The sequence below is a fragment of the Klebsiella sp. SWET4 genome, assembly GCF_024296565.1.
Lineage (GTDB): Bacteria > Pseudomonadota > Gammaproteobacteria > Enterobacterales > Enterobacteriaceae > Klebsiella > Klebsiella variicola.
Genome location: NZ_JANCOB010000016.1, coordinates 46,618 through 64,223, shown reverse-complemented (window position 1 = coordinate 64,223; position 17,606 = coordinate 46,618). Strand labels below are relative to the sequence as shown.

Annotated in this window: 19 protein-coding genes; 5 read left to right on the top strand and 14 right to left on the bottom strand. The window is 58.1% G+C overall.

What is annotated here, in order from left to right; translation table 11 throughout:
* The first annotated feature begins 59 nt into the window (after positions 1–59).
* The gene (gene metR / locus NKJ21_RS25055; RefSeq protein ID WP_008807939.1) at positions 60–1,013 is read left to right on the top strand and encodes an HTH-type transcriptional regulator MetR; all 954 of its coding nucleotides are present in this window, start codon (positions 60–62) and stop codon (positions 1,011–1,013) included.
* On the opposite strand, the gene NKJ21_RS25050 is transcribed toward metR, so the two are convergent.
* From NKJ21_RS25050 to pldB, 3 genes are all read right to left on the bottom strand, one after another.
* The gene (locus NKJ21_RS25050; protein ID WP_080930578.1) at positions 901–1,800 is read right to left on the bottom strand and encodes a carboxylate/amino acid/amine transporter; all 900 of its coding nucleotides are present in this window, start codon (positions 1,798–1,800) and stop codon (positions 901–903) included. The genes metR and NKJ21_RS25050 overlap by 113 nt on opposite strands.
* A gap of 88 nt (positions 1,801–1,888) precedes the next feature.
* Positions 1,889–2,689 (bottom strand): sugar/pyridoxal phosphate phosphatase YigL, encoded by an 801-nt coding sequence (yigL, locus tag NKJ21_RS25045; RefSeq protein ID WP_008807941.1) that lies wholly within the window; start codon positions 2,687–2,689, stop codon positions 1,889–1,891.
* Between the two features lie 44 nt (positions 2,690–2,733).
* The gene (gene pldB, locus NKJ21_RS25040; RefSeq protein WP_008807942.1) at positions 2,734–3,726 is read right to left on the bottom strand and encodes a lysophospholipase L2; all 993 of its coding nucleotides are present in this window, start codon (positions 3,724–3,726) and stop codon (positions 2,734–2,736) included.
* Between the two features lie 109 nt (positions 3,727–3,835).
* Here pldB and rhtB point away from each other — a divergent pair, with 109 nt between their 5' ends.
* On the top strand, positions 3,836–4,456 hold the full coding sequence (gene rhtB / locus NKJ21_RS25035; protein ID WP_008807943.1) for a homoserine/homoserine lactone efflux protein: 621 nt from the start codon (positions 3,836–3,838) through the stop codon (positions 4,454–4,456).
* 162 nt (positions 4,457–4,618) lie between these two features.
* Entirely contained in the window at positions 4,619–5,539 is a 921-nt protein-coding gene (locus tag NKJ21_RS25030) for an Rpn family recombination-promoting nuclease/putative transposase (protein ID WP_064143005.1), read from the top strand.
* Between the two features lie 45 nt (positions 5,540–5,584).
* Here NKJ21_RS25030 and rhtC read toward each other — a convergent pair whose 3' ends face one another.
* From rhtC to pldA, 3 genes are all read right to left on the bottom strand, one after another.
* Complete coding sequence (gene rhtC / locus NKJ21_RS25025; RefSeq protein WP_008807945.1) at positions 5,585–6,205, bottom strand: threonine export protein RhtC; 621 nt, start codon at positions 6,203–6,205, stop codon at positions 5,585–5,587.
* A 61-nt stretch (positions 6,206–6,266) separates the two neighbouring features.
* A complete protein-coding gene (recQ, locus tag NKJ21_RS25020) occupies positions 6,267–8,093 on the bottom strand; it encodes an ATP-dependent DNA helicase RecQ (RefSeq protein WP_023296874.1) in 1,827 nt (608 codons plus the stop codon).
* 67 nt (positions 8,094–8,160) lie between these two features.
* Positions 8,161–9,021, bottom strand: coding sequence for a phospholipase A (gene pldA / locus NKJ21_RS25015; RefSeq protein WP_002883408.1), 861 nt, complete (start codon positions 9,019–9,021; stop codon positions 8,161–8,163).
* Between the two features lie 152 nt (positions 9,022–9,173).
* On the opposite strand from pldA, the gene yigI reads away from it, so the two are divergent.
* Positions 9,174–9,638, top strand: coding sequence for an acyl-CoA thioesterase YigI (yigI, locus tag NKJ21_RS25010; RefSeq protein WP_002883404.1), 465 nt, complete (start codon positions 9,174–9,176; stop codon positions 9,636–9,638).
* A 48-nt stretch (positions 9,639–9,686) separates the two neighbouring features.
* Positions 9,687–10,580, top strand: a complete 894-nt coding sequence (gene rarD, locus NKJ21_RS25005; protein ID WP_002883402.1) for an EamA family transporter RarD — start codon at positions 9,687–9,689, stop codon at positions 10,578–10,580.
* Between the two features lie 43 nt (positions 10,581–10,623).
* On the opposite strand, the gene corA is transcribed toward rarD, so the two are convergent.
* The 8 genes from corA to NKJ21_RS24970 form a co-directional block, all read right to left on the bottom strand.
* On the bottom strand, positions 10,624–11,574 hold the full coding sequence (gene corA / locus NKJ21_RS25000; protein WP_012543234.1) for a magnesium/cobalt transporter CorA: 951 nt from the start codon (positions 11,572–11,574) through the stop codon (positions 10,624–10,626).
* 150 nt (positions 11,575–11,724) lie between these two features.
* A complete protein-coding gene (gene ysgD, locus NKJ21_RS27900) occupies positions 11,725–11,781 on the bottom strand; it encodes a YsgD/CorL family protein (RefSeq protein ID WP_349815745.1) in 57 nt (18 codons plus the stop codon).
* 148 nt (positions 11,782–11,929) lie between these two features.
* Positions 11,930–14,092 (bottom strand): DNA helicase II, encoded by a 2,163-nt coding sequence (uvrD, locus tag NKJ21_RS24995; RefSeq protein WP_012543235.1) that lies wholly within the window; start codon positions 14,090–14,092, stop codon positions 11,930–11,932.
* A 63-nt stretch (positions 14,093–14,155) separates the two neighbouring features.
* The gene (gene yigB, locus NKJ21_RS24990) at positions 14,156–14,872 is read right to left on the bottom strand and encodes a 5-amino-6-(5-phospho-D-ribitylamino)uracil phosphatase YigB (protein ID WP_012969191.1); all 717 of its coding nucleotides are present in this window, start codon (positions 14,870–14,872) and stop codon (positions 14,156–14,158) included.
* Positions 14,872–15,774, bottom strand: coding sequence for a tyrosine recombinase XerC (xerC, locus tag NKJ21_RS24985; RefSeq protein WP_023323441.1), 903 nt, complete (start codon positions 15,772–15,774; stop codon positions 14,872–14,874). The genes yigB and xerC overlap by 1 nt, the downstream gene beginning before the upstream one ends.
* Entirely contained in the window at positions 15,771–16,478 is a 708-nt protein-coding gene (locus tag NKJ21_RS24980) for a DUF484 domain-containing protein (RefSeq protein WP_008807952.1), read from the bottom strand. The genes xerC and NKJ21_RS24980 overlap by 4 nt, the downstream gene beginning before the upstream one ends.
* On the bottom strand, positions 16,475–17,299 hold the full coding sequence (gene dapF / locus NKJ21_RS24975; protein WP_002883394.1) for a diaminopimelate epimerase: 825 nt from the start codon (positions 17,297–17,299) through the stop codon (positions 16,475–16,477). The genes NKJ21_RS24980 and dapF overlap by 4 nt, the downstream gene beginning before the upstream one ends.
* A 35-nt stretch (positions 17,300–17,334) precedes the next feature.
* Positions 17,335–17,538: a lipoprotein gene (locus tag NKJ21_RS24970; RefSeq protein WP_004886794.1), complete on the bottom strand. Its 204-nt coding sequence runs from the start codon at positions 17,536–17,538 to the stop codon at positions 17,335–17,337.
* Between the last annotated feature and the right edge of the window lie 68 nt (positions 17,539–17,606).

Sequence of the window (17,606 nt, the reverse complement as noted above, 5' to 3'; positions counted from 1 at the left end):
TTGACAGTTACTGTATATTCCTCAAGCGCAAATTGCTCATGGCGAAGTGAAGGACTTTCATGATCGAAATTAAACATCTGAAAACGCTGCAAGCGTTGCGGAACAGCGGTTCACTGGCGGGTGCGGCAGCGGCCTTGCACCAGACCCAGTCCGCCTTGTCTCACCAGTTCAGCGATCTGGAACAGCGCCTTGGCTTCCGTTTGTTTGTGCGTAAAAGCCAGCCACTACGCTTCACGCCGCAAGGGGAAATTCTGCTGCAGTTGGCCAATCAGGTGCTACCGCAGATCGCTCGCGCCCTGCAGGACTGTAACGAACCACAGCAGACCCGGCTGCGGCTGGCTATCGAATGTCACAGCTGTATTCAGTGGCTGACGCCGGCGCTGGAGAATTTCCGCGCCCGCTGGCCGCACGTGGAGGTCGACTTCCATTCCGGAGTGACCTTCGACCCGCAGCCTGCGCTGCAGCAGGGCGAACTGGATCTGGTGATGACCTCCGATATCCTGCCGCGCAGCGGTCTGCACTACTCGCCGATGTTTGATTATGAGGTGCGTCTGGTGCTGGCGCCCGAGCACCCGTTAGCCATGAAGACGCTGATTACGCCAGAGGACCTGGCCTCGGAAACACTGCTGATTTATCCCGTGCAGCGCGGGCGCCTCGACATCTGGCGCCATTTCCTGCAGCCGGCCGGCATCAGTCCCCAGCTGAAAAGCGTCGATAACACGCTGTTGCTGATCCAGATGGTGGCCGCAAGGATGGGCATCGCCGCGCTGCCGCACTGGGTGGTGGAAAGCTTTGAACGCCAGGGCCTGGTGGTCACCAAAACCCTGGGTGAGGGATTATGGAGCCGGTTGTACGCGGCCGTCCGCGATGGCGAACAGCGTCAACCGGTCACCGAAGCGTTTATTCGCTCTGCGCGGAACCACGCCTGCGATCACCTGCCGTTTGTCCGGAGTGCGGAGCGACCCAGCGGCGATGGACCCACAGCGAGGCCAGGATCACCAACGCTCCGCTAATAAAGCTCGGCCAGTGCGGCTGCTCCTGCCAGATGGCGAGGTTTACCAGTAGACCCGCGGGGACATGGACGTTATTCATGATCCCCAGCGTGCCGGCATCCACCTGCGTGGCGCCATAGTTCCACATAAAGTAACCCAGCCCGGAAGCCACCACGCCGAGCCACACCAGCACGCTCCACTGCAGCGTGGTGGTCGGCAGCTTCTGGGGGTTGCCCAGCATAAACCACGCTGCCACCGCCACGATAAAGGCCCCGACATAAAACCAGGCAAAGGCATTGTGCTGCGGCATCGGACGTACCTCCATCAGGCGCTTGTAACCCACCATGCCGATAGCGAAGCAGAGGTTTGACAACTGCACCAGTAACAGCCCGGTCCAGAAATGATCGCTGACTTTGTCATAGCGGATAATCGCCGCCCCCAGCACCGCCAGCGCAGCACTCAACAGATAGCCCCAGCGCAGCTTACGTCCGCTGAGCAGGTCGTAGATCAGCGTGATATACAGCGGGGTAAACACGGTAAACAGCAGAAATTCCGAAACCGTCAGATAGATATAGGCGCGGAAAGCCAGCAGATACATGATGCCAAGCTGCATCGCACCCACCAGCATATAGAGCACGATCGTGCGCGGAGACTGGCCGCGCGTGCGCAGGAAAGGCAGGAACACCAGCGCCGCCAGGCCCACACGCATCAGCACCGAAAAATAGCTGTCGACGCTACCGGCCAGGTATTCGCCAATCAGGCTAAAAGAAAAGGCCCACAGGATAGTGGTGATAATTAACAGCGCCACAATGGTCGTCTCGTTGGATAAAGAACAGGCATTGTAGCGAAGAGTCAGGTTGACGACTGGACAGTTATTCGCCAGTCGTCAATCTTTTTCAGTCGAGGTATAGCTTACGCAGGTAGTGCGGGACCGCATCGTCGGCGTTACTGCCGATCACTTCCAGTTCCGGATGCAGATCCTTCAGCCGTTGATGGGCGTTGGCCATGATGCAGCCTTTGCCGGCCATCGACAGCATCTCAGCGTCGTTCATACCGTCGCCGAAGGCGATGCAATCGGCAAGAGTGTAACCGAGCATTTTCGCCACCGCCTCCAGCGCATGCCCCTTCGATACCCCACCCGCCATGACTTCCAGGCAGGTTAAGGTGGAGAAGCTGACGTTCACGCGATCGCCCCAGCGGGCGTTCATCGCCTGCTCTAGCGGCAGCAGATGCTCGTGATCCTCGCAGGTAAAGAATACTTTGCTGATCCCCTGCGGATCCAGTTCGCCCGGCTCATACAGCTTGTAGTTAAACACCGCCTCCTTGAAGAAGCGCATCTCTTCCGGACGATGGCGGTTCATATACCACTCGTCTTCCCGATAGACGTTAGTGACGATTTTCGGGTCGTTACGCACGATCTCAAACAGGTCGGCGGCAATATCGCGGTCGAGGTTATGGGCAAAGATTTGCTGACCATCGCTATCGTGAACCCGGGCGCCGTTAGAGGTGATCATGTACGACCGGATGCCGAGATTATCGCGGATCTGCCCGACGTCGATGTAGTGACGGCCGGTGGCGAAGACGAAATTGATCCCACGGGCGGTGAGCAATTTCAGCGTCTCTTTGGCATACGGGGTCAGGAAATGATCGGGGGAAAGCAGCGTGCCGTCTAAATCAGACGCAACAACCTGGTACATAAAAAAGTTAACCTCTAAGCAGGGCGACGAGCGTTATCGTCGGATTAAGTATGTCGATTGAAAAACTCGACGATGGCATTGAGCGCGACTGAGCGCATAGCGTCCTTTTCAAAAAGGATCTCATGATATGCCCCTTCAATGACGAGCGGTTTACCGCCCTCACAGGGATGGCCGGCAGCGGCCCGTAATTCACAATAGCGGTCGTGCATCAGATTATCGACCACCCGCTCCTCCTCTGCCTGTAAAAGCAGCGTCGGGGCGGTATCTTTTTCCACATTCGCCAGCACTTCGTCGCCGGCCAGCATGCCCTCCCGCACCCAGTGCCAGGTCGGGCCGCCAACCTGCAGTCGCGGTTCATCGGCATAGAAGCGCAGGTTGCGACGATAGCGTTGTCGACTGTGCGTCAGCACGTTAACGGCAAAAGGCAGCGCCCGCCAGCGCCCGGTGCCGATGGCATACTCTTCGCGAATGCGCTGATGGCCCTCAGCCCAGTCGAGAATATGGCGCACCATCCAGTCCGGTAATCGAATGATAATCCCGAACATCGGCGCGCAGAGCGCAATCGCATCGCAATGCGCCTGGTAACGTTGCAGAAAAAGCGTGGCAATCGCCCCGCCCATAGAGTGAGCGAGGATAAACCGTTTTCGCCAGTGTCCGGGGACCACCTGCTGCTGCCAGAGCGCCGCCAGGTCATCGACATAGTCGCTGAAGTTGACGACGTGTCCGCGGTGGGTATCAGAGAGCAGGCGGCCCGAGCGTCCCTGGCCGCGATGATCGATAATCATCACGTCAAAGCCGCTGTGAAAGAGATCGTAGGCGACTTCGGCATACTTCACGTAGCTTTCAATGCGCCCGGGGCAAATCAGCACCAGACGATCGTTATTTTGCGCGCAGAAGCGAACAAAGCGTACCGGTACATCATCGACGCCTTTAAATTCAGCCTCTTCGCGCTGTCGCCAGAAATCCGTCAGCGGCCCCATACTAAAGGCCGCAAACGCGTTTTCTCGTGTTTCCCAGTCCTTTTTCTGCCCAAACATCGGGTTTACACCCCTGTTAACCGCTGAAAATCGTTTTTTTGCCCTGTATCACACAATGCTGACACAATAGCGTATTGTGGCATAAAAACAGACAATCAGGGAGTTTCTCATGACCATTGAGTGGTGGTTCGCCTACCTGCTGACATCAATCATTCTCAGCCTGTCACCAGGTTCCGGAGCGATTAATACCATGACCACCTCCATTAACCACGGTTACCGCGGCGCGGCGGCGTCGATTGCCGGTTTGCAGACCGGGCTGGTTATTCATATCGTGCTGGTTGGTGTTGGTCTCGGCACCCTTTTCTCCCGCTCGGTGCTGGCCTTTGAAGTGCTGAAATGGGCCGGCGCGGCTTATCTTATCTGGCTGGGGATCCAGCAATGGCGGGCGGCGGGGGCGATCGACCTGAATACGCTGGCGAAGGCGCAGACGCGCGGCAAACTGTTCCAGCGCGCGGTGTTCGTGAATCTCACCAACCCCAAAAGCATTGTGTTTCTGGCCGCCCTGTTTCCGCAGTTTATCCTGCCGCACCAGCCGCAGGTGATGCAGTATCTTGTTCTGGGCGTCACCACCATTGTCGTCGATATCATTGTGATGATTGGCTATGCGACCCTGGCGCAGCGCATTTCCGCATGGATTAAAGGGCCAAAGCAGATGAAGGCGCTGAACAAAGTCTTTGGTTCACTGTTTATGCTGGTCGGGGCGCTGCTCGCCTCCGCCCGTCACGCCTGAATCATGGAATCTCGCTCGCAAAGAGAGGTTTGCCGGGCGAAAAACGCGCACTCTCTGCACGAGCCGACACGCAAAGCGGGTAATTAATTTTTTTACCCGCTGTCGGCGTTGAACCCACCGTGTCAGGATGCCGCCAGATACGTGATTCACGGATGAACGGCGATGGCGGAAACGGCGACTCCTCATGATGCGGTATTTAAAACCTTTCTCTCGCGGGTAGAGACGGCGCGCGATTTTATCGAGCTCCACCTGCCTTCGTCGTTAACACAGATCTGCAAACTGGATACCCTGCGTCTGGAATCCGGCAGCTTTCTCGAAGACGATCTCAGGCCTTACTACAGTGATATCCTTTATTCGCTGGAAACCACCCGCGGTGCGGGCTATGTCCATGTTCTGATCGAGCACCAGAGCGCACCTGATAAGCTGATGGCCTTTCGCTTAATGCGCTATGCTGTCGCCGCCATGCAGCGGCACCTGGAGAGCGGCCATAAAACGCTGCCTCTGGTTATCCCTATTCTCTTTTATCAGGGACGACGCAGCCCCTATCCCTGGTCGATGCGCTGGCTGGATAATTTTGCCGATCCTGAGACCGCCCGCCAGCTCTATAGCGGGGCGTTTCCGCTGGTCGATATCACGGTGATCCCCGACGACGACATCATGCAGCACCGCAGCATGGCAGCCCTGACGCTGGTGCAAAAGCACATCCGCCAGCGCGATATGGCGCAATTGCTGGATAAGTTGACCCATCTCTTACTGCTGGAGCAGATGAGCGGACAACAAATCACCGTATTGGTAAACTATATGGCTCAGGCAGGAGATGCCGAGGATACTCGGACACTCTTGTACGGACTGGCACAGCGCGTGCCGCAGCATGGAGGATTACTGATGACGCTGGCGGAAACATGGCTTGCAGAAGGTATGGAGAAAGGCATCAAGGAAGGCGTACAGCAAGGCATAAAAGAAGGTAAACACCAGGCCTTGCTGCAGGTTGCCGAAGCGATGCGCAAACGCGGTATTGATGACGCAGCTATTATGGAAATGACCGGTCTGGCTAAAGATGAGCTGCAGCGGCTTCGCCACTGACACTTTCCCCACCCGGAAACAGCCGGGTGGGAAACAGCATACCGGTTAACGCGAGATAATCAGGTGGATGCCGAAGCCCGCAAACAGCGTACCGGCGATACCATCGATCCACTTCGCCATCCGCTGATAGCCGCGGCGCATCCCCGGCAGGGCGAACAGGCTGGCAACCACCATAAACCAGGCCAGCGTCTCGACGATAATCAGCAGGAAAATACCCCAGCGCGCACCAGCGCCGACGCTGTCACCCACGAACAGCGAGAACACCGAGCCGAAGTAGATGATCGCTTTCGGATTCGCCAGATTGGTCAGCAGTCCCTTCACGAAGCTGCGTCCGCTGCGGGCCAGCTCCACCTGCGGCTCCGCCGAGGCCACCGCCTCTTTTTTCAGCGCGCCGCGCAGCATCTGGTAGCCCATCCAGCACAGATACAGGCCGCCACCGACCATGATGATGTTATGCAGCCACGCCATCTGCGCGAGGATCAGGTTCAGGCCGAGCAGGGCAACCCCCGCCCAGATCATGACACCGCAGGTGATCCCCAGCACACCCATCATCGCCTCTCTGCGCGAGCGGCTGATGGCCGTTTGTGAGACAAAGAAAAAGTCCGGCCCCGGGCTCATCAGCGCAATGATATGCACCAGCGCCACGGTGAGGAAAAGCATCAGCATAGTTAACTCGCAGGAAAATAGTGAAGAGGGAAACTATTCTGGCACCTTTTCCCGCGGCTGACTACTCATCATCACCATCGACATGAGCGCGTATCAATGCCATGAATTCTTTACCGAAGCGCTCAAGTTTACGCGTCCCCACGCCGTTGACGCTGAGCATCTCGCCGGCGGTGAGTGGCGACTGTTCCGCCATCTCGATCAGCGTCGCGTCGTTGAAGACCACGTATGGCGGGATATTCTCTTCGTCGGCGATCGCTTTACGCAATTTGCGCAGCTTGGCAAACAGCTTGCGGTCATAATTGCCGCCAAAGGATTTCTGCATCGCCTTCGGCTTCAGCGCCACGATACGCGGTACGGCAAGCTGCAGCGGCACCTCGCCGCGCAGCACCGGTCGTGCGGCTTCGGTCAGCTGCAGTGCGGAGTGCTGGGCGATATTCTGCGTCACCAGCCCAAGGTGAATCAGTTGGCGGATCACGCTCACCCAGTGCTCGTGACTCTGCTCCCGGCCGATACCGTAAACCGGCAGCTTCTCGTGGCCCATGTCACGGATGCGCTGGTTGTTGGCCCCGCGCAGGACCTCCACCACGTAACCCATCCCGAAACGTTGATTCACCCGGTAAATCGTTGACAGCGCCTTGCGCGCATCCATTAAGCCATCGTACTGCTTTGGTGGGTCAAGACAGATATCGCAGTTGCCGCACGGCTCCTGGCGCCCTTCGCCAAAGTAGTTCAGCAGCACCAGACGACGACAGGTTTGCGCTTCGGCAAACGCCCCCATCGCATTCAGCTTATGCCGCTCGATATCCTGTAGCGGTCCGGCGGGCTTTTCTTCCAGACAGCGGCGCAGCCACGCCATATCCGCCGGATCGTAAAACAGCATCGCTTCCGCCGGCAGGCCATCACGCCCGGCGCGGCCGGTTTCCTGGTAGTAAGATTCAATATTGCGCGGGATATCGAAGTGCACCACAAAGCGGACGTTCGGCTTGTTGATACCCATCCCGAAGGCCACCGTCGCCACCACGATCTGCAGATCGTCGCGCTGGAATTTCTCCTGCACGTCGGCGCGAACGGCGTTTTCCAGACCAGCATGGTAAGCCGCCGCGCTGATGCCGCGGCTCTGCAGACGCGCGGCGGTATCTTCCACTTTCGAGCGGCTGTTGCAGTAGATGATGCCCGATTTGCCACGCTGATCCTGAACGTAGCGCATCAACTGGTCGAGCGGTTTGAATTTCTCCATCAGCATATAGCGGATGTTCGGCCGGTCGAAGCTGCTGACCTGAATCAGCGGATCGTTAAGCCCGAGCAGACGGACGATATCACGGCGGGTGGTGTCATCGGCGGTGGCGGTCAACGCCATAAACGGGATCTTCGGCATCCGCTGGCGCAGCTGGCCCAGCGCGGCATATTCCGGACGGAAGTCATGGCCCCACTGGGAGATACAGTGCGCTTCGTCTACCGCCAGCATCGCCAGGTTCCAGTTCGCCAGATGCTCAAGAAAGTTATCCAGCATCAACCGTTCCGGCGCGATATACAGCAGACGAACCTGCCCGCTGCGACAGCCGGCCATCACTTCCTGCTGCTGCTCGCGGCTTTGCGTCGAGTTCAGACAAGCCGCCGCCACGCCGTTGGCCAGCAGTTGATCGACCTGGTCTTTCATCAGCGAGATCAGGGGTGAGACCACGACCGTCAGACCGCCCATGACCAGCGCCGGCACCTGATAGCACAGCGACTTACCGCCACCGGTAGGCATGACCACCAGGCAGTCCCGGCCCTCAAGCACCGTCTCGATAATCGTTTCCTGGCCAGGACGGAACTGCTGGTAGCCGAAGGTCTCTTGTAAAACCTGCTTCGCCAGCGATTCCTGATTTAATACTTCCGCCTGTGCCACGTTGACCCCATTTGCCTGAAAAGAAAACAGGCGCTATTTTCAGCGCCTGTGAGCCAGAGTGCAACGATTAAAACAGATCGTTGAGCATTAGCCCGACGCCGACGCGCGTTTGATTAAAGTTGTAGTCGATAAGCGATTCGCCGTAACCGCTGTAGATCTGCGTATAGGCGCGAACATGTTTGGTAATGGGATAGCTCACGCCGAGCTCCGCCCCGCCATAGCCGGTGTTCCAGTTATATTGCCCCTGCGCGCTCAGGATCGCCTCTCCCAGCTGGTAGCCCACCTTCAGCCGGTAATAGCCCATATATTTGGTGATATCCGGGTTATCATCGGTGTTGCCCACCACATACCAGGGCTTCACTTCCACCAGCCAGTTGCCGTTTTGCGCCATCAGGCGGGCGTAAAGCCGGTTCCAGCTGCGCGAGGTGGGGTCGGAACGACCATTCGAGTCGTGGTTATACCCCATCTCGATGTCACGCAGCGTCCAGCCGGCAAACTGGTAGTCGGTCGCAAAGCCCAAAAACAGCTGGGGTTCGTAATTGGTTTCGCGAAACGGCGCCGACTCTTTGCTGTTGGAGAGCTGCCACCAGGATTTCTGGGTGTACGATGCGCCGAGCAGCGAATTATCGCCCAGGATGCCGCGCCACAGCGGGAACGCCAGACTCAGCTGAAATTTCACTTCATCTTTACGGGCATTTTCGGCCCAGTCATAGCTGCGGATCGCCTCTTTATTGAGGTCGCTGGTCCATGTGTAGAGCAAATAGTTGCTCTCATAAGGATAGAGCAGGAAAGGATTATCATGGTCCTGGAGCAGGTTGGCGATAATGCTGCCGCGCACTGCCGGTTTGTCGTGAACCGACGCATCCTGCGCCATAACACCGGCCGGTAGCGCGCACAGCGCCACCAGGCAGGCCAAAGAGATACGCATGCTGGTCTCCTGATAAATAGTTTTTATTTTTGTTTAACCTGAAGCCATTCTACCTGTTTATTAATCACCTGCCCCCTAATCCGCTCCGAAAGTGGAAATCAATATTTTAGAAGCATAAAATCAACATTTTGTTAACGAATGGAACCGGTGTTATGTCTGAACTTACTGCCGAAGCAGCGCTGAAACTGGTGGGGGAGATTTTCGTCTATCACATGCCGTTTAACCGTGCCCTCGGTCTCGAACTGGAGCGCTATGAAAAGGCGTTTGCCCAGCTCAGCTTTAATAATCAGCCGATGATGGTCGGCAACTGGGCGCAGAGTATTTTGCATGGCGGAGTGATCGCCTCCGCGCTGGACGTCGCCGCTGGCCTGGTCTGCGTCGGCAGCACCCTCACCCGCCATGACACCATCAACGAAGAAGAGCTGCGCCAACGCCTCTCCCGCATGGGAACCATCGACCTGCGCGTAGACTACCTGCGTCCGGGCCGTGGCGAACGGTTTACCGCCACCAGCACTCTGCTGCGCGCCGGCAATAAAGTGGCGGTAGCCCGCGTGGAACTGCATAACGAAGCTCAGGTCTATATTGCCAGCGCAACGGCCACCTATATGGTGGGTTGATTGGCCAAAATCGAGTAACATCACTCTCTTTGGCAATGGATTTTACCGATGGATGCGAAACAGACGCGGTTGGGGATCATTCTGGCCCTCGCCGCCTACTTTATCTGGGGTATCGCGCCAGCGTACTTCAAACTTATCTACTATGTTCCCGCCGATGAAATTCTGACCCATCGCGTGATCTGGTCCTTCTTCTTCATGGTGGCGCTCATCAGCGTCAGCCGCCAGTGGCCGCAGGTGAAAAAGCTGCTGAAGACGCCGCGCAAGATCTTCCTGCTGGCGCTCTCGGCAGTGCTGGTCGGCGGTAACTGGCTGTTGTTCATCTGGGCGGTGAATAACCACCATATGCTGGAAGCCAGCCTCGGCTACTTTATCAACCCGCTGGTAAATATTCTGTTGGGGATGATTTTCCTCGGCGAACGCTTCCGTCGCCTGCAGTGGCTGGCGGTGATCCTCGCCTTTTGCGGCGTGTTGGTCCAGCTGTGGACCTTTGGTTCGCTGCCGATAATCGGCCTTGGGCTGGCCTTCAGTTTTGCCTTTTACGGCCTGGTGCGGAAGAAAATCGCTGTCGACGCGCAGACCGGCATGCTGGTGGAAACGCTGTGGCTACTGCCGGTGGCGGCAATCTGGCTGTTTGGCATCACTGATAGCCCGACCAGCCATATGGGGGAGAACCCCTGGTCGCTCAATCTGCTGCTGATGGCCGCGGGCGTGGTCACGACCATTCCCCTGCTGTGCTTCACTGGCGCGGCAACGCGCCTGCGGCTCTCCACGCTGGGCTTTTTCCAGTACATCGGCCCAACGCTGATGTTCCTGCTGGCGGTGACGTTCTACGGCGAAGTGCCGGGCAAGGATAAAATGGTGACCTTCGGCTTTATCTGGGTCGCGCTGGCGGTATTTATCGTCGATGCGCTGTATACCCAGCGCCGGCTGCGCAGAGGCTAAGCCGGCCTCTGCCAGTAAAAAAGGGAGCCGCCGCTCCCTTTTTTTACAGCCAGTTTTTACGCTTGAAGTAGAGATATGGCGCCAGGCCGGCCAGCATCATAAAGACGATCGCCCCCGGGTAGCCGAAGCTCCAGTGCAGCTCCGGCATAAATTCAAAGTTCATCCCGTAGCTGGACGCCACCAGGGTTGGCGGCAGGAATACCACCGACACCACCGAGAAGATCTTGATGATGCGGTTCTGCTCGATGTTGATGAAGCCCATCGCCGCCTGCATCAGGAAGTTCACCTTCTGGAACAGCGATTCGTTGTGCGGCAGCAGGGATTCGATATCGCGCAGGATCTCCCGCGCCTGTTCCAGCTGGCCCGCCGGCAGGCGCGCCTTACGCACCAGGAAGTTCAGCGCGCGCTGGGTATCCATCAGACAGAGGCGGACCTTCCAGCCGATATCTTCCAGTTCCGCCAGCGTCGACAGCGCTTCATCGTACTCGTCGCCCTGATGGCCTTCCATAATCACGCGGCTCAGCTTTTCCAGGTCGCTGTAGATATTTTCAATTTCATCCGCCAGCTGCTCGATTTTGGTTTCGAACAGGTCGAGCAGCAGTTCGTAGGCGTTACCGTCGACCAGCGTCTGGTTGCGCACGCGCATACGGTACAGGCGGAAAGCGGGCAGTTCGCGCTCGCGCAGCGTGAACAGGCGGCCTTCGCGGATGGTAAACGCCACGGTAGAGTTGCCGGCGTGATCTTCCGCATCTTCAAAAAAGAAGAACGAGTGGATGTGTAACCCGTCTTCATCTTCAAAGAAACGCGCGGAGGCTTCGATATCTTCCAGTTCCGGGCGCGTCGCCAGGTTCTGACCCAGTTCCGTCTGCACGCGGCTTCGCTCATCGTCGTCAGGCTCGACCAGATCGACCCACACCGAGCTGGCGAGGTGCTTGATCTCATCGGCTTCCAGGCGCGTTAAACGATTGTTTTCCAGTTGAAATGCGCTCAGCATGACCGGGACTCCCAATGCAAAAAAATTATCGGACAGTTCGGTGGGCACACAGAAACAAATTGGGTTTCAGACCATTAAGCCTGACTCAGCGCGACGGGAATAGGACAGGTCGCTGACAACCGCTAAGGCTATCAGCATAAGAGGATAGCCTTAGGAGTTGTTCCTGAATGACAGGAAGTTGAGCCAGCATCTACTGGGTGTGTCCAAGGCGAATGTCCTCTTAGCGTAATCGTGCGCGCATGTTACGCCAGCGCAAAATCGGCGTCAACACGCAACGGAACGCGAAAGCGCAAATCAGGCGCCTTAACGTATAAAGGTAGCAGAATATTACAAAATAATGATATTTTTCTTAAAGTTACACCGTCTCAAGCCGCGCGTAAGCCGCCACCAGCCATTTGATTCCCTGGCCCTGAAAAGCCACCTGCAGCCGGCTGTGCTCGCCGCTGCCTTCGAGGTTGACGATAGTGCCTTCGCCAAACTTCGGATGACGCACCCGCTGACCTAACTTGTAGCCGGTATCGCTCTCGGCAATCGGCGCCCCCAGTCGCTGGTGGTTTACCGGACGGCTCACTGTGGCCCGCAGACGCACTTCTTCTACGCACTCCTGCGGCAGTTCTCCAATAAAGCGCGACGGGCGATGGTAAACCTCTTTGCCGTACAGACGGCGGGTTTCGGCGTAGGTCAGCGTCAGCTTCTGCATGGCGCGCGTCACGCCAACGTAGGCCAGGCGACGCTCTTCTTCCAGGCGGCCGCCTTCATCAAGCGCCATCTGGCTCGGGAACATCCCTTCTTCGACGCCGACGATAAACACCTGCGGGAATTCCAGCCCTTTCGCCGAGTGCAGGGTCATCAGCTGAACCGCGTCCTGCCAGGTGTCCGCCTGCCCCTCGCCCGCCTCCAGCGCGGCGTGAGAGAGGAACGCCTGCAGCGGCATCAGGTCTTCATCTTCTTCGTTGTAGCTGAACTGGCGCGTCGCCGTCACCAGTTCCTCTAAGTTTTCAATACGGGTCTGGCCCTTCTCGCCTTTCTCCTGCTCGTACATCGCGCGCAGCCCGGAGTCTTTAATCACCCGATCGGTCTGAACATGTAGCGGCATATCGGCGGTTTCCTGCGCCAGCGCGTCAATCAACTCCATAAAGCGCTGCAGAGCGCTGGCGGCACGGCCAGCCAGCACTTTCTCTTTCAGCAGCTCGCGGCAGGCCTGCCACAGCGTCAGCTGACGATCGCGCGAGGTCTGGCGCACCACGTCCAGCGTGCGATCGCCGATGCCGCGGGTCGGCGTATTGACCACCCGCTCAAAGGCGGCATCGTCGTTACGGTTGGCAATCAGGCGCAGGTAAGAGAGCGCATCTTTGATTTCCTGACGTTCGAAGAAGCGCATACCGCCGTAGATACGGTACGGCATGCTGGCCTGCAGGAGCGCCTCTTCCAGCACGCGCGACTGGGCGTTACTGCGATAGAGAATGGCGCATTGCTCCAGCGCGCCGCCGTTCTCCTGCCAGGTTTTAATGCGGTTCACCACGAAGCGCGCTTCGTCGAGATCGTTGAAGGCGCAGTACAGCGAAATCGGCTCGCCGTCGGCACCGTCGGTCCACAGCTTTTTGCCCAGGCGCCCGTTGTTGTTTTCAATCAGGGCGTTGGCAGCGCTAAGAATATTGCTGGTTGAACGATAGTTCTGCTCCAGGCGAATAGTTTCCGCGCCGGGGAAGTCGTTGAGGAAGCGCTGAATGTTCTCGACCTGCGCGCCGCGCCAGCCATAAATCGACTGGTCATCATCGCCGACGATCATCACTTTGCCGGTATCGCCCGCCAGCAGGCGGATCCAGGCGTACTGGATGTTGTTGGTGTCCTGGAATTCATCGACAAGGATATTGGTGAAACGCTCACGATAGTGCTGCAGGATATGCGGCTTGTTCAGCCACAGCTCGTGCGCGCGCAGCAGCAGCTCGGCGAAATCCACCAGCCCGGCGCGGTCGCAGGCCTCCTGGTAGGCCTGATAGACCTTCTGCCAGGTCTGCTCGACCGGGTTGCCGTAGCTCTGAATGTGATGCGGGCGCAGCCCTTCATCTTTCTGGCTGTTGATGTACCACATCGCCTGACGCGGCGGCCATTGCTTCTCATCGAGGTTCATCGCCTTAATCAGACGCTTCAGCAGACGGAGCTGGTCTTCGCTGTCGAGGATTTGGAAATCCTGCGGCAGGTTGGCGTCCAGATGATGCGCACGCAGCAGGCGGTGCGCGAGGCCGTGGAAGGTGCCTACCCACATGCCGCCCTGGGTAGTGCCCATCAGCTGGCCGATACGGTGGCGCATCTCCGCCGCCGCTTTGTTGGTAAAGGTCACCGCCATAATCGAGTACGGCGAGCAGTTCTCCACGCTCAGCAGCCAGGCGATACGGTGCACCAGAACGCGCGTCTTACCACTGCCCGCCCCTGCCAGAACCAGCATATTGGTGCGCGAGGCCGCTACGGCTTCACGCTGTTTGTCATTAAGGCTGTCGAGCAGGTAAGAAACGTCCATTGGCACCGCCGGAAGAGAAGGGGTTCCATGAACCCCTGTTAATATATACAGAGTGACTGGTGATTATATCAGCGAGGTCAGAGATGCCAACCGTGAAATTTCAATATGCGGCAGCAGGCGGCTGTCCGCGGTGTGCATCAGGTCCGCACCTTGCGGTTTGATCCAGCAGGCCTGCATCCCACAGCGCAGCGAACCGGCGACGTCGGTCGTCAGATCATCGCCGACGTGCAGAATGTGCCCGAGCGGTAAATTCAGACGCGCCGCCGCCAGGTGATACATATCGGCAAACGGCTTGGAACGACCATCCGGACCCGCGCGCAGCACGAAGCGGAAATAGTCGCTCAGGCCGAACAGCTCGGGGCGGGCGTTGCCATTGGTAATGGCCACCAGCGGCCACTTCTGTGCCAGCTTCGCCAGCGTATCGTGGGTCTCCTGCGGAACATCGACCCGGCTGCGCCAGTGGGCGAAGTTTTCCATCGCCGCATCGGCGCCGGCTTTTGCCGCTTCGGCGGAGAGCCCAGCGTTACGCATGCCGAGCTCCAGCGCACGATGGCGCCAGACGGTCACGTCGTGGTAGATCTCCGGCTCAGATGCCAGCAGCGTCTGACGCAGTTGGTTAAGCTCATGGGCATCGAACTGGCTGAGCGACGGATGGTAATTGCGCACAAAGGCCAGCGACTCGTGCATCGTCCGGTCAATCACCGGGCGGTTATCATATAGGGTGTCGTCCAGGTCAAACGTCAGTGCGGAAATCTGGCCCAGAGGTCGGTAAAAACGCATTATTTCCCCCGTTTAGCGCGCGGATGCGCGGCATCGTACACCGAGGCAAGGTGTTGAAAGTCAAGATGGGTATAGATTTGAGTGGTGGAGAGGTTAGCATGGCCCAACAGCTCCTGCACGCCGCGCAGATCGCCACTGGACTCCAGCATATGGGTAGCAAAGGAGTGGCGCAGCTTGTGCGGGTGCACATGGCTGTTCAGCCCCTGCTTAATCCCCCACTCGGCAAATCGCTTCTGCACGTTGCGCGCCGAAATGCGTTTACCCAGCTTCGACAAAAACAGCGCGTCGTCATCAGTACCGAACAGGCCGCGCAAATCCAGCCAGTGCTCAATCCACGTCACCGCGTTGCGACCGATCGGTAAACGGCGTTCTTTGCTGCCTTTGCCCATCACCCAAACCTCACCGCTTTCGAGGTCGAGGTGCTTAATATCAAGGTTGACCAGCTCAGACAGACGCAGACCTGCACCGTACATCACTTCCAGCATCGCCCGGTCGCGCACCGCGAGCGGATCGTTGAGGTCGATATCCAGCAGCCGATTTACATCATCGACATCGATATTTTTCGGCAAGTGGCGGGGAATTTTCGGCGCCGCAATCCCCTTCGCCGGGTTAGCGGCCAGTTCGCCCTGACTGACCATCCAGTCAAAGAAGCTGCGTAGCGCGGAAAGCCGCAGCGCCAGGCTCGCCGGTCCTAAACCCGCACGGCGGCTGCGTACCGCAAAGCTACGCACCTGAGCGGCATCGCACTGCTGCCAGCTTTTCAGCTCAGCCTCATCCGCCAGGGCGATCAACGCGTCCAGCTGACGCTGGTAGTTAGTCAGCGTAATCGGGCTAAGCTGACGCTCAACGCCGAGATAGCGCAGGAAGCGGTCGACGCAGGCGGAAAGCGGAGAGTCGGTCATGCGCGTTCAATCCAGCGCTCCAGCAGGCCAGGGAGCATCTGCGCAATTTCCTGCAGCAACTGCGTCCCCTGCCCTGACTGATAATGCTGCGCATCGCGGCTGCTAAAGAGCATCACGCCCGGAGCGTTATCGCCGCCCAGCATCGACATCGCCACGGATCCAATGGCCTTCGCTTCCGGTAGCACCACCAGCAGCTCCGGACCGTTCAGCGGCCCAAGATAGTGGCGCGCCTGGCCCAGACGTTGAATACGGATCGGCTCAAACGCCTGCCGGCTTAACGCCAAATGGGTAAACTTCGAGGGCGCGCCGAGGCGCCAGCAGTCAGGGAACAGGCGCACCGTGGCGCCAGCTAACCCCAGCTCGCGAGCCCAGCGATGAAGGCGGTTGAGCATATCATCGAGGCTCTCCGCGGCCGCCAGCCGCGTTTGCAGCTGCAGCAGGCGCTGGAACAGGCTTTCATTAGCGACCGCCTGCTCCATCAGCAGCGACATATTCTCTTCCAGCACATGAATATGGTTACGCGCCCGCATCATGTGCCACTCCACCAGCGAAATCGAACCGCGGACCGGATGCGGGACACGGATATGTTCAACCTGGGCGGCATTACGAATAAAAAATTCAGGATGTTGCAACAGATAGTCCACCACCGCACGATCGTTCAACGCGCTGGTAACCTCCTGCTGTTCTTCCCCGATTGGTTTCATAAATGAATAAATCCATCATAGACATGGGCCGCCGGGCCGGTCATAAACAGCGGCTGGCCCGGGCCTTTCCAGGCGATATCAAGACGACCGCCGGGCAATTCCACGCGTACCGTTTCAGCGAGCAGCCCCTGCTGGATCCCCACCGCCACCGCGGCGCAGGCGCCGCTGCCGCAGGCCTGGGTTTCCCCCGCGCCGCGTTCGTAGACGCGCAGACGGATGTGGGACCGGCCGACCACCTGCATAAAGCCGATATTGGCGCGCTCCGGAAAACGCTCGTGGCTTTCCATCACCGGGCCGAGGGTTTCTACGGCCGCCGTATCCACGTCATCCACCTGGATGACGCAGTGCGGATTCCCCATGGACACCACGCCGCACAATACTGTCTGCTCGGCGGCACGCATGATATAGGTCTTTTCCGCTTTGTTGGCGCGGAACGGCACCTGGGACGGCTCAAAGTTAGGCTCGCCCATATTCACCCGCACCAGATCGTCTTCCGTTACGCTTAATACCATACGCCCGTTGGCCGTACTCACGCGAATATCACGTTTATTGGTCAGGCCTTTCAGCCGGACAAAGCGGGCAAAACAGCGCGCGCCGTTGCCGCACTGCGACACTTCGCTGCCGTCGGCGTTAAAGATCCGGTAATGAAAATCCAGATCGGGATCGTAGGGCGGCTCGACGACCAACAGCTGATCGAACCCGACGCCAAGATGGCGATCTGCCAGGCGGCGAATCAACTCCGGCGAGAAAAAAACATTCTGCGTTACCGCGTCAACGACCATAAAATCGTTGCCAAGGCCATGCATTTTAGAGAACTGCATCATCTACTCCAGTTGCGCGGAACAGAACGTTATCGTTAGTAATTGACCTGGCTCGGACCACCGGTATCGCCACGATCGTTACGATCCGGCGTTGAGCTCTGAATGCCCGGGTTAACCGGTTTGGTCGGCGGCGGCGCGGTTTTGTCCGCCGGCGGGAAATAGAGAGGCCCTTTCAGACCGCAGCCGGTCAGGCTGAAGATCGCAAACAAAACGGCAAGCGTAGGAAAAACGTTTTTCATTGATAGTTGCCCGTGATTCATTCTTTCTGCTTTCTATCATCGCAGGAGAAGACGTAAAAGCAAGCGTT

Excerpts from the sequence above, each read along its gene's own strand:
- metR (WP_008807939.1), top strand. The coding sequence starts at position 60 with ATGATCGAAATTAAACATCTGAAAACGCTGCAAGCGTTGCGGAACAGC.
- rhtB (WP_008807943.1), top strand. The coding sequence starts at position 3,836 with ATGACCATTGAGTGGTGGTTCGCCTACCTGCTGACATCAATCATTCTC.
- uvrD (WP_012543235.1), bottom strand. The coding sequence starts at position 14,092 with ATGGACGTTTCTTACCTGCTCGACAGCCTTAATGACAAACAGCGTGAA.
- pldA (WP_002883408.1), bottom strand. The coding sequence starts at position 9,021 with ATGCGTATCTCTTTGGCCTGCCTGGTGGCGCTGTGCGCGCTACCGGCC.
- xerC (WP_023323441.1), bottom strand. The coding sequence starts at position 15,774 with ATGACCGACTCTCCGCTTTCCGCCTGCGTCGACCGCTTCCTGCGCTAT.
- NKJ21_RS24970 (WP_004886794.1), bottom strand. The coding sequence starts at position 17,538 with ATGAAAAACGTTTTTCCTACGCTTGCCGTTTTGTTTGCGATCTTCAGC.
- rhtC (WP_008807945.1), bottom strand. The coding sequence starts at position 6,205 with ATGCTGATGCTTTTCCTCACCGTGGCGCTGGTGCATATCATTGCGCTG.
- yigL (WP_008807941.1), bottom strand. The coding sequence starts at position 2,689 with ATGTACCAGGTTGTTGCGTCTGATTTAGACGGCACGCTGCTTTCCCCC.
- yigB (WP_012969191.1), bottom strand. The coding sequence starts at position 14,872 with ATGCGTTTTTACCGACCTCTGGGCCAGATTTCCGCACTGACGTTTGAC.
- pldB (WP_008807942.1), bottom strand. The coding sequence starts at position 3,726 with ATGTTTGGGCAGAAAAAGGACTGGGAAACACGAGAAAACGCGTTTGCG.
- rarD (WP_002883402.1), top strand. The coding sequence starts at position 9,687 with ATGGATGCGAAACAGACGCGGTTGGGGATCATTCTGGCCCTCGCCGCC.
- dapF (WP_002883394.1), bottom strand. The coding sequence starts at position 17,299 with ATGCAGTTCTCTAAAATGCATGGCCTTGGCAACGATTTTATGGTCGTT.
- corA (WP_012543234.1), bottom strand. The coding sequence starts at position 11,574 with ATGCTGAGCGCATTTCAACTGGAAAACAATCGTTTAACGCGCCTGGAA.
- NKJ21_RS24980 (WP_008807952.1), bottom strand. The coding sequence starts at position 16,478 with ATGAAACCAATCGGGGAAGAACAGCAGGAGGTTACCAGCGCGTTGAAC.
- yigI (WP_002883404.1), top strand. The coding sequence starts at position 9,174 with ATGTCTGAACTTACTGCCGAAGCAGCGCTGAAACTGGTGGGGGAGATT.
- NKJ21_RS25030 (WP_064143005.1), top strand. The coding sequence starts at position 4,619 with ATGGCGGAAACGGCGACTCCTCATGATGCGGTATTTAAAACCTTTCTC.